This window comes from Pseudomonas sp. TE6283, from assembly GCF_054060555.1.
This window is the reverse complement of record NZ_JBSSDH010000031.1, coordinates 18,722-28,555: the sequence shown is the minus strand read 5'-3', so window position 1 is coordinate 28,555 and position 9,834 is coordinate 18,722. Positions and strand designations below refer to the sequence as shown.

The window sequence follows — 9,834 nt, the reverse complement described above, 5'->3', positions numbered from 1 at the left end:
ACGGCCATGGATGGCCGTCAAGCGCTGCGCCCCAGGATGGGGCGTTCAGCGCGGTCCTCCCGGGAGCAAGAACGGAGCGAGGGGACCCCGGAGCGAAGCGCAGGGGCCGGATGAACGGAGCGGGGCGGCTTTGGTTACTTTGGCCGCGGACGGCGAGTTAAGACCAAAGTAACCCGCCGTAAGGGCGGAAAGGTGACTAAATGTCGATATCGTCTACGAATGCGCATAAAAAATTCAAAACCCACACCCTGAAGCCCGACCCCGACCCCGACCCCGACCCCGACCCCGACCCCGACCCCGACCCCGACCCCGACCCCGACCCCGACCCCGACCCCGATTAAATTTTCTTTAGCCTCCTAATCAAAGCTTTGACATTCACTGCCTAAGCAGTAATATTTTCACACAATTACCCGAGCAGACCCCGATGTCCCATTTCACCCCGGAAAACTTCCAGACCTGCGCCATAGGCATGCTGCTCGGCCGAGCCGCGCTCCTCAAGGACCGCATCCTCGACTGGCACCTCGAAGCCGACGGTGTCACCGCCGCCCAGTTCAAGGTGCTGATCATCGTCACCCAGTACCAGGTGGATACCCCAGCCGAACTGTGCCGCTACCTGGGCCTGGACAGCGGCTCGATGACCCGCATGCTCGACCGCCTCGAGCAGAAGGGCCTGATCCTGCGTAACCGCTGCCCCGACGACCGCCGCCAGGTACGCCTGGCCCTGACCGCCGATGGCCAGCGCCTGGCCGACCGCCTGCCCCTGGTTGGCGCGGCGGCAATGAACGAACTGGTCGGCGTGCTGCAACCCGAAGAACTCAAAACCCTCGAGCAACTGCTCGCCAAGGTCCTGCTCAACGCCGGCGACCCCTTGACGATCCGCCGCTTCGGCGATCGTTGATCCCTGTCACGCATCTTCCAAGGTACTGCCATGGCTACTCCCGCTGACACCTCCACCCCGGCCCCCGCGCCTGACAACACGCGCAAGCGCAAGATCTGGCTGCTCGCCCTGCTGTTGATACTGGTCCTCGCCGGTGCCGGCACCTGGGCCTGGTACAGCCTGGTCGGGCGCTGGCACGAAAGCACCGACGACGCCTACGTCAACGGCAACGTCGTGGAAATCACCCCGCTGGTGTCCGGTACCGTCACCAGCATCGGCGCCGATGACGGTGACCTGGTCCATGCCGGCCAGGTGCTGCTACGGTTCGACCCGGCCGACAGCGAAGTCGCCCTGCAGTCCGCCGAGGCCAAGCTGGCGCGCACCGTGCGCCAGGTACGTGGGCTGTACAGCAACGTCGACTCGCTCAAGGCGCAACTGCAGACCCGCCAGGCCGAGCTGCAGAAGGCCCAGCAGGACTACCACCGGCGCAAGGTGCTGGCCGACAGCGGTGCCATCGCCGCCGAGGAAGTCGCTCACTCCCGCGATGACCTGACCGTGGCCCAGGCCGCCGTCAACAGCGCCCGCCAGCAACTCAATACCAGCACCGCGCTGGTCGACGACACCGTGGTGTCCTCGCATCCGGAAGTGATGGCCGCCGCCGCCGACCTGCGCCAGGCCTATCTGGATCATGCCCGCACCACGCTGGTGGCGCCGGTCACCGGTTATGTCGCCAAACGTACCGTGCAACTGGGCCAGCGCCTGCAGCCGGGGACCGCGACCATGGCGGTGATCCCGCTGGACGAGGTGTGGATCGACGCCAACTTCAAGGAAACCCAGCTGCGCGACATGCGCATCGGCCAGTCGGTGGAGATCACCGCCGACCTGTACGGTAGCGAGGTCAGGTACACCGGCACCGTCGACAGCCTCGGCGCGGGGACCGGCAGCGCCTTCGCCCTGTTGCCGGCGCAGAACGCCACCGGCAACTGGATCAAGATCGTCCAGCGCGTACCGGTGCGAATTCACCTCGACCCCGAGCAACTGAAGAAACACCCGCTACGCATCGGCCTGTCCACCGTCGCCGAGGTCGACCTGCACGACCAGAGCGGCCCGGCCCTGGCCCAGCAGCCGCCGCAGCAGGCCAGCTACACCACCCAGGTGTATGACCGCCAGCTGGTCGAGGCCGACGACCTGATCGCCCGGCTGATCCACGAGAACAGCGCCACCGGCAAGACGGTCCAACGATGAGCCAGCAGGCCCCCGCGCAATTCACCCCACCGAGTCTGCTGCTGTCCACCATCGGCCTGTCGCTGGCGACCTTCATGCAGGTGCTCGACACCACCATCGCCAACGTGGCGCTGCCGACCATTTCCGGCAATCTCGGGGTGAGTTCGGAGCAGGGGACCTGGGTGATCACCTCGTTCGCGGTGAGCAACGCCATCGCCTTGCCGTTGACCGGCTGGCTGAGCCGGCGCTTCGGCGAGGTGAAGCTGTTCATATGGGCCACGCTGCTGTTCGTGCTGGCCTCGTTCCTGTGCGGTGTCGCCCAGTCGATGCCGGAGCTGGTGCTGTTCCGCGTGCTTCAGGGCGTGGTGGCCGGTCCGCTGTACCCGATGACGCAGACGCTGCTGATCGCCGTGTATCCCCCGGCGAAACGCGGGATGGCCCTGGCGCTGCTGGCGATGGTCACGGTGGTGGCGCCGATTGCCGGGCCGATCCTTGGCGGCTGGATCACCGACAGCTACAGCTGGCCATGGATTTTCTTCATCAACGTGCCGATCGGGCTGTTCGCCGCCGCCGTGGTACGCCAGCAGATGCGCACACGGCCGGTGGTCACCAGCCGCCAGCCGATGGACTACATCGGCCTGCTGACGTTGATCGTCGGCGTCGGCGCGTTGCAGGTGGTGCTGGACAAGGGCAACGACCTGGACTGGTTCGAGTCGTCGTTCATCGTGATCGGCACACTGATCTCGGTGGTGTTCCTGGCGGTATTCGTCATCTGGGAGCTGACCGACCGCCACCCGGTGGTCAACCTGAGATTGTTCGTGCACCGAAATTTCCGCATCGGTACCCTGGTGCTGGTAGGCGGCTACGCGGGATTCTTCGGTATCAACCTCATCCTGCCGCAATGGCTGCAGACCCAGATGGGCTACACCGCGACCTGGGCGGGCCTTGCGGTGGCACCGATTGGCCTGCTGCCGGTGCTCATGTCGCCCTTCGTCGGCAAGTATGCCCATCGCTTCGACCTGCGCGTACTGGCCGGCATCGCCTTCCTGGCGATCGGTACCAGTTGCTACATGCGCGCCGGCTTCACCAACGAGGTGGACTTCCTGCACATCGCCCTGGTGCAGTTGTTCATGGGCATTGGCGTGGCGCTGTTCTTCATGCCGACCTTGAGCATCCTGTTGTCGGACCTGCCGCCGCACCAGATTGCCGACGGATCGGGGCTGGCCACCTTCTTGCGAACGCTGGGCGGTAGCTTCGCCGCGTCGCTGACCACCTGGATCTGGATCCGTCGGGCTGACCAGCACCACGCCTACCTGAGCGAGCACATCAGCAACTTCGAGCCGGCCACCCGGCAAACCCTGGAGCAGTTGGGCGGGGCCAGTGCACAGAGCTACGCGAAGCTGGAGCAGATCCTCAACAGCCAGGCGTACATGATGTCGACGGTGGACTACTTCACCTTGCTGACCTGGGTGTTCGCCGGCTTGATCCTGCTGGTGTGGCTGGCCAAGCCGCCTTTTACCGCCAAGGCCGCGCCCGCTTCGGCGGGCCATTGAAACCCATGATTCCCTGCCCGTGGTTTTCAAGTGATGGCATTTCCCCTAGTCTTGTAGGTCTTTTCCTGGCTACTTGGCAGACTCATGGACAAGGTTATCGTCATCACCGGCGCCAGCCGAGGCATCGGCGCCGCCACCGCGTTGCTGGCGGCGCAACAGGGTTACCGAATCTGCATCAACTATCACGCTGACGACCAGGCCGCCGAGGCGATGCTGGCGCAGGTCCGTGCGCTGGGCGCCGAGGCGATCGCCGTGCGTGCCGACGCCAGCGTCGAGGATGAGGTGGTGCGATTGTTCCAGTGCGTCGATCAGGAGTTCGGGCCGGTTACCGCCCTGGTCAACAATGCCGGCACCATTGGCCAGCAGAGCCGTGTCGAGGACATGTCCGAGTTCCGCCTGCTCAAGGTGATGAAGACCAACGTGGTCGGCCCGATCCTGTGCGCCAAGCACGCCTTGCTGCGCATGGCCCGCCGCCATGGTGGGCAGGGCGGGGCGATCGTCAACGTCTCGTCGATGGCCGCGCGACTGGGCTCGCCCAACGAGTACGTCGACTATGCCGCTTCCAAGGGAGCCCTGGATACCTTTACGGTGGGCCTGGCCAGGGAAGTGGCGGGTGAGGGCGTGCGCGTCAACGGTGTTCGACCGGGCTACATCCATACCGGTTTCCATGCCCTGAGCGGCGACCCGGATCGCGTCAGCAAGCTCGAGCCGGGCCTGCCGATGGGGCGTGGTGGCCAGCCTGAGGAAGTGGCCGAGGCGATCCTGTGGCTGCTGTCGGAGAAGGCCTCCTATGCGACCGGCACCTTTATCGACCTGAGTGGTGGACGTTAGATCTGCTCGTCAGTCGCGCAGCAAGATATTGACCTGATCCACCAGCTTTTCGAGGTCGAACGGCTTGGTCAGTACCCGCATGCCTTGTGGTAGGGGGTCATCATCGAGCACGGCGTTGGCATCGTAGCCAGTGATGAACAGCACGGTTTGAAGGCCGCCGTCGAGGTGGGGGCGGTTAAGTTAATCGCCTGCTGGTGTGCCTGTCTGGTCACACCGCTAAAGGCCTTACGCGGGCTTGCTTCGCGCGGCGATCAGCAGCTCCTCCACTTTGCTGATCAGTAGTGTCAGTTCGAAGGGCTTGTGCAACAGGGCGATTGGCGGCGAGCCTGAAATCCGGTTGTTGTCGATGGCACCATCGTAACCGGTGATGAACAGGGCAGGTACATGCTCATCGATGGCCCAGCAGGCATTGGTGACCTGGTAGCCATCGATATTTCCCGGCAGCCCGATATCCACCACCAGCATGGTTGGCCGAATACCTTCGGACAGGGCGTGCAGGGCCGTATGGCCGTCCTCGTATTCCTGCACCTGGAAACCGTGTTCCTCCAGGATTTCCCGTATCACCAGGCGCAACGTCGTTTGATCCTCCACCAGCAGAATGAGCGACGGTCCAGTGCTCGAGGATTTGAGCATCTGCTCTGTGTCATCGGCCTGAGGCGCCGAGTCTGGCAGCCCGCGCGGCAGATACAGGTGAATACAGGTACCGTGTCCCGGTGCGCTGTCGATGCTCAGTTGGCCGGCCGACTGGCGCACAAAGCCGTAGGCCATGGACAGGCCCAACCCGGTGCCTTGCCCCAGGGGCTTGGTGGTGAAAAATGGTTCGGCGGCACGTGCGCTGATTTCCTGGGTCATGCCGCAGCCGTTATCCTCGACCTGTATATGCAGATACTGCCCTGCGGGGAGTTGAAGACTTGCTGCTTGCGCTGCATCCATCTGGCAATTGGCACTGCTGATGCGCAAGGTGCCGCCCTGGGTCATGGCGTCCCGCGCGTTGATGCACAAATTGAGCAGGGTGCTTTCCAGCTGTGATGGATCGACGCAGACCAGCCATTGGCCGGCGAGCGTGGCATCGACGTACTCGATATGTCTGTCGAGGGAGCTGTGGATCAGGTCGTGCATGTCGGCCACCAGGTGGTGTGCATCCACCGGCTGCGGCATCAGCGCCTGCTGGCGGGCGAAGGCCAGCAGGCGCTGCACCAGGGCAGTGGCGCGCGCGGTGTTCTGCCGGGCAATGCCGAGCATGTGCCTGCTGTCCTGCTGACGACCCTGCGTCATACGCTTGTCTGCCAGCTCCAGTGCGCCGACGATGCCGCCGAGCAGGTTGTTGAAGTCATGGGCAATGCCACCGGTCAATTGGCCGATGGCTTCCATCTTCTGTGATTGGCGCAGGGCTTCCTCGGCCTGGCTCAGGCGCTCCTGCTCCAGCACGCGACTGGTGATGTCGTAGGCGAACAGATAACCACCACATATCCGGCCTTCGGCATCGTGCAACGGGTTGTAGCGCATTTCATAGTGGCGCGGGGCATCGGCCGGACCGATGCTGACCATTTCGATGAATGACTCGCCGGCGATCACCCGCGGCCAGAGCGGTTGAAACTTTTCCATGATCTGCGGTTGGCCGGCCAGGATCTCCCGGACATGGTCGCCAACCTTGGGTGAAATGCCATGCAGCCGCTCGAAGGTTTCCCGGGCCGTGCGGTTGATCGCCACCAGGCGCAGGCTGCAGTCGGCGGCCAACACATTGGCCAGACTGTGGTCCACCAGTTGGCCGAGCAGCCTGCTGTTGGTTTCGGCCCTGTCCATGCGCTTCTCCGCCTGCTCGTACAGAAGGTCTCGCGCCTGTTGACTGGCAGGGACCCCGGTAAACAGTACGGCCACGCGCCTGTCACTGGCCCCGCCCAAGCGATGGGCAGAGACGGTGAGCAGACGGTCACTGATATTCAGGCGTTGCTCGAAACGGGTCGGCTGCCCGGTACGCAGTACCTCGGCGAAACGGGGCACCCAGGCGTCGGCCTCGTCGGGAATGAGTTCGCGTACCGTCTGCCCCATCTGCTTGTCGTGGCCGGTGTGGTGCAGGCAGGCGTCGTTGCTGAGGATGTAGCGGTAGTCGCTCAGCGGTCCCTGAGGGCCATCGAGCAGTTCCAGCACACAGAACCCTTCGGCCATGTGTGTACGCAACAGCTCGAAGCAGGCTCGTTCGAGATTGTGCCCGGCGAGCTGTGTCTCGAGCTCGCCGATATGGGCCAGCAACTGTTCGAGTGACGCTGGATGATCTGGCATGGGCGGATCCAGGCAAGGCGCCGCGAAACTATAGTCGCGCCACCGGTCTACCGCCATTGCCGGACTAGAACGACCGCACGATCCGCCCCAATGTCTCCATGGCCTGTTCCGCGCCATCGCCCCAAGGGCTGCCGTAGTTCAGGCGGATGCAGTTGCCGAAGCGCCGGGTCGGCGAGAAGATCGGCCCCGGCGCGATGCTGATGCCCTGGGCCAAAGCCATGTGGAACAGCTTCAGGGCGTCCATCTGCTCGGGTAGCTCCAGCCACAGGAAGTACCCCCCGGAAGGTTGGCTGGCCCGGGTCTGCGCCGGGAAATGGCGGGCGATGGCGGCCAGCATGTTGGCCTGCTGACCTTCCAGGGCGTAGCGCAGCTTGCGCAGGTGGCGATCATAGCCGCCGTGCTGCAGGTAGTCGGCAATCGCCGCCTGGGCCGGCATCGAGGCGCACAGCGAGGTCATCAGCTTGAGCCGCTCGATCTTCTGCGCGAAGCGGCCGGCAGCGACCCAGCCGATCCGGTAGCCCGGGGCCAGGCTCTTGGCGAACGAGCCGCAGTGCATCACCAGGCCCTCGGTATCGAAGGCCTTGGCCGGCTTCGGCGCCTGCTGCGAGTAGTACAGCTCGGCGTAGACGTCGTCCTCGATCAGCGGCACTTGGTGGCGACGCAGCAGCTCGACCAGTTCCTGCTTCTTGGCCTCCGGCATGCTGGCGCCCACCGGGTTCTGGAAGTTGGTCATGCACCAGACGGCCTTGACCGGGTGTTTCTCCAGGGTCTGGGCCAGCACGCCGAGGTCCATGCCCTCGCGCGGGTGTACCGGGATTTCCACCGCCTTGAGCTTGAGGCGCTCAAGCACCTGCAGGCAGGCATAGAAGGCCGGTGCCTCGATGGCCACTAGGTCGCCGGGTTGGGTGACGGCCTGCAGACACAGGTTCAGCGCTTCCAGGGCGCCGTTGGTGATCAGCAGTTCCTCCATCGGCAGCATCAACCCGGCGACCATGTAGCGCAGGGCGATCTGCCGGCGCAGCTGCGGGTTGCCCGGCGACAGGTCGGTGACCACCATGCGCGGGTCCATGGCCCGGCTGGCGCTGGCCAGCGATCGCGACAGGCGTTGCAGGGGGAACAGGGTCGGGCTGGGGAAGGCCGAGCCGAATGGCACGGTGTGCGGATCCTTGATCGAGTCGAGGATCGAGAACACCAGGCCGCTGACATCGACATCGGTGGACTCGCTGGCCGGCGCCTGGGGCTGTGGCTCGCTGAACGGGCGCGGCGCATGGGCGTTGACGAAGTAGCCCGAGCGCGGCCGGGCGCGGATCAGGCCGCGCCGCTCCAGCAGGTAGTAGGCCTGGAACACCGTGGACGGGCTGACCCCGTGGGTCTGGCTGGCGTAACGCACCGAAGGTACCCGCTGACCGGGGCCTAGCACCCCGGAGCGGATCAGTTCGGCAATGTCATCGGCAAATCGTTCGTAGCGTTTCATTAGGGTCTGGGCAGGCAAGGTGGTGGTCAGTGTAGGGGATCAGCGATTCATCGGCGCGACGAAACGGCTGTGCGCGGTGCTGCGGATGCCGGGCTGGTCGCTGTCCTGGATCTCGAACGCCAGCTCCTGGGAGCTGCTGCTCGGGCGATCGGCGAGCATCGCCACCGACACCGGCAGCTCGCTCATCTCGCCGGCGGCGAGGGTGAACTCGGTGCGCCCGTGCAGCTCGAAGCCGTCGGCGTCCACCAGGCGCAGGCGATAGTGCTGCGGTTCCTGGGTCTTGTTGATGATCTTGAGCAGGTAGATGTTCTCGATCTGGCCCAGAGCGTTCTCGCGGAACAGGCCGCGGTCCTTGATCACGTCCATCGATACCATCGGGCGCATCTGCAGGGCGATCACCAGTGCGCCGATCATCACCGTCAGCGCGGCGGCGTAGCCCAGCAGGCGAGGGCGCATCCAGTGGGTCTTGCCGCCTTGCAGATTGTGCTCGGACTTGTAGCCGATCAGGCCACGGGCATAGTTCATCTTGTCCATCACCCCGTCGCAGGCGTCGATGCAGGCGGCGCAGCCGATGCAGGCCATCTGCAGGCCCTCGCGAATATCGATGCCGGTGGGGCAGACCTGCACGCACAGGGTGCAGTCGATGCAGTCGCCCAGGCCCTGGCTGCGCGGGTCGCTGCCTTTCTTGCGCGGGCCACGGGCTTCGCCGCGGCTGGGATCGTAGGCCACCGCCAGGGTGTCCTTGTCGAACATCACGCTCTGGAACCGCGCATAGGGGCACATGTGCATGCACACGGCCTCGCGCAGCCAGCCGGCATTGAGGTAGGTGGCGCCGGTAAAGAACAGGATCCAGAACAGCGCCACGCCGCCCAGCTCGAAGCTGAACAGGTCGGCGGCCAGCGGGCGGATCGGGGTGAAGTAGCCGACGAAGGTCAGTCCGGTGAGCAGGCCGATGGCCAGCCACAGGCCATGCTTGAGGCCGCGACGGGCGATTTTCTCGACGCCCCAGGGCGCGGCGGCCAGCTTGATGCGCTGGTTGCGGTCGCCTTCGGCGATCTTCTCGCACCACATGAACAGCCAGGTCCAGGTGCTCTGCGGGCAGCTGTACCCGCACCAGACGCGGCCGGCGAACACGGTGATGGCGAACAGGCCGAAGGCGCAGATGATCAGCAGCGCCGAGAGCAGGATGAAATCCTGCGGCCAGAAGGTTGCGCCGAAGATGTGGAATTTGCTTTCGGCCAGGTCCCATAGCACAGCCTGGCGGTCGCCCCACTGCAACCAGGCGGTGCCGAAGAACAGCGCGAACAGCAACCCGGCAAAGGCGATCCGCAGGTTGCGGTAGAAGCCGGTGAAGCTGCGGGTGTGGATGCCACCGGCCACCTGGCTTTTGCTCTTGTTGACGGCGGGGGCAATTTCGATGACTCGGAAGGGGATTCTATCGCTCATGGTTCATCGCTCATCAGGCCTCGATCAGGCCAAGGCACTATGGCCCCCGATCTGTTTTCAGCACAGGCCCAGGTATTGAGATAAAAACCATATCAGATGAGTGGCCTATCTGCTTAGGCCCCGGCTTTCAAAGCCTTGAGCGCTTGGTT

8 protein-coding genes are annotated in these 9,834 nt (G+C 64.6%); 4 read left to right on the top strand and 4 right to left on the bottom strand.

Annotation, left to right across the window (positions count from 1 at the left end; translation table 11 throughout):
• Window positions 1–424 precede the first annotated feature (424 nt).
• The 4 genes from ACVWZ5_RS24610 (at window position 425) to ACVWZ5_RS24595 (ending at window position 4,485) form a co-directional block, all read left to right on the top strand.
• Complete coding sequence (locus tag ACVWZ5_RS24610) at window positions 425–898, top strand: MarR family winged helix-turn-helix transcriptional regulator (protein ID WP_028692187.1); 474 nt, start codon at window positions 425–427, stop codon at window positions 896–898.
• Window positions 899–928: 30 nt separating this feature from the next.
• Complete coding sequence (locus ACVWZ5_RS24605) at window positions 929–2,122, top strand: HlyD family secretion protein (RefSeq protein WP_084942999.1); 1,194 nt, start codon at window positions 929–931, stop codon at window positions 2,120–2,122.
• Window positions 2,119–3,654 (top strand): DHA2 family efflux MFS transporter permease subunit, encoded by a 1,536-nt coding sequence (locus tag ACVWZ5_RS24600; RefSeq protein ID WP_062573906.1) that lies wholly within the window; start codon window positions 2,119–2,121, stop codon window positions 3,652–3,654. The genes ACVWZ5_RS24605 and ACVWZ5_RS24600 overlap by 4 nt, the downstream gene beginning before the upstream one ends.
• Window positions 3,655–3,738: 84 nt before the next feature.
• Complete coding sequence (locus ACVWZ5_RS24595; protein WP_186600368.1) at window positions 3,739–4,485, top strand: SDR family oxidoreductase; 747 nt, start codon at window positions 3,739–3,741, stop codon at window positions 4,483–4,485.
• 9 nt (window positions 4,486–4,494) lie between these two features.
• Here ACVWZ5_RS24595 and ACVWZ5_RS24590 read toward each other — a convergent pair whose 3' ends face one another.
• The 4 genes from ACVWZ5_RS24590 to ccoG all read right to left on the bottom strand — a co-directional run bounded on the left by ACVWZ5_RS24590 (window position 4,495) and on the right by ccoG (window position 9,685).
• The gene (locus ACVWZ5_RS24590) at window positions 4,495–4,629 is read right to left on the bottom strand and encodes a response regulator (protein WP_257722097.1); all 135 of its coding nucleotides are present in this window, start codon (window positions 4,627–4,629) and stop codon (window positions 4,495–4,497) included.
• Window positions 4,630–4,710: 81 nt separating this feature from the next.
• Window positions 4,711–6,765 (bottom strand): PAS domain-containing protein, encoded by a 2,055-nt coding sequence (locus ACVWZ5_RS24585; RefSeq protein WP_457340921.1) that lies wholly within the window; start codon window positions 6,763–6,765, stop codon window positions 4,711–4,713.
• Between the two features lie 64 nt (window positions 6,766–6,829).
• A complete protein-coding gene (gene mapR / locus ACVWZ5_RS24580; protein WP_062573908.1) occupies window positions 6,830–8,239 on the bottom strand; it encodes a GntR family transcriptional regulator MpaR in 1,410 nt (469 codons plus the stop codon).
• Window positions 8,240–8,278: 39 nt separating this feature from the next.
• Window positions 8,279–9,685: a cytochrome c oxidase accessory protein CcoG gene (gene ccoG, locus ACVWZ5_RS24575; protein ID WP_343580415.1), complete on the bottom strand. Its 1,407-nt coding sequence runs from the start codon at window positions 9,683–9,685 to the stop codon at window positions 8,279–8,281.
• Window positions 9,686–9,834 lie beyond the last annotated feature (149 nt).